This window comes from Arthrobacter sp. MDT2-34-1 (assembly GCF_059091365.1).
In genome coordinates, this window is the sequence record NZ_JBNHGO010000063.1 from 1 (window position 1) to 843 (window position 843).

At 61.6% G+C, this 843-nt stretch carries 2 protein-coding genes; both read right to left on the minus strand.

Going from position 1 to position 843, the window contains the following annotated elements; all coding sequences use genetic code 11:
- The coding region (locus tag AC5RVV_RS17610; RefSeq protein ID WP_494002645.1) for an iron-sulfur cluster assembly scaffold protein at positions 1–252 on the minus strand (252 nt) is incomplete at its 3' end.
- A partial coding sequence (locus AC5RVV_RS17615; RefSeq protein ID WP_494002646.1) for an aminotransferase class V-fold PLP-dependent enzyme occupies positions 253–843 on the minus strand: 591 nt, incomplete at its 5' end. It abuts the gene before it with no gap.

The window sequence follows — 843 nt, forward strand, 5'->3', positions numbered from 1 at the left end:
CTTCGCCAGATCAGAAAGCACAGAAGCTGAAGCCATGGAGATCGAGCATCCCTGCCCTTCCCAGCTAATTCCCGACACAGTACTCCCCAGAACCGCTGCACGCAGCGTAATCTCGTCACCGCAAGTGGGGTTGAGCATGTGCGATTCCCCGGACCTCTCCCCCACAGGCGCTTCGACCAATCCGGACCCATGGCGTTCCTTGGCGTGGTCCAGAATGATCTGCTGGTACAACTGTTCGAGGGCGGAACTCATTTATTTCACTCCGAAGAAAGGGCGGACGCCAGCCACAGCCGCGAGGAAGGCATCGATATCGTCCGTCGTGTTGTACAGGTAGGTGCTCGCACGGGTGGTAGCGATCAATCCCAACCGCCGATGCAGCGGCTGGGCACAGTGGTGACCGACGCGGACGGCGATGCCGCGATCATCCAGGAACTGGCCGACGTCGTGCGCGTGCACGCCGTCCACATCGAACGCCGCCAATCCCATCCTATCTAGCCCGGCTGCAGGGCCAACGACCCGGATACCGTCGATGGATTCTAGACCGGCGACGAGCCGTTGCCCCAGCTCAGCTTCCCAAGCATGGATGCGGTCCATCCCGGTTTCGGCCAGGTAACGGCAGGCAGCGCCCAATGCGACGGCCTGCGAGATACGTTGAGTACCTGCCTCGAAGCGCGTGGGCGAGGGCAGGTATTCGGCCTTCTCCATCGTGACCGTGGTGATCATCGATCCACCGGTCAGGAATGGCGGCATGACGTCCAGCAGTTCGGCACGACCGTACAGGGCACCGATGCCCGTGGGACCCAGCATCTTATGACCAGAGAACGCAGCAAAGTCCACGTCCAG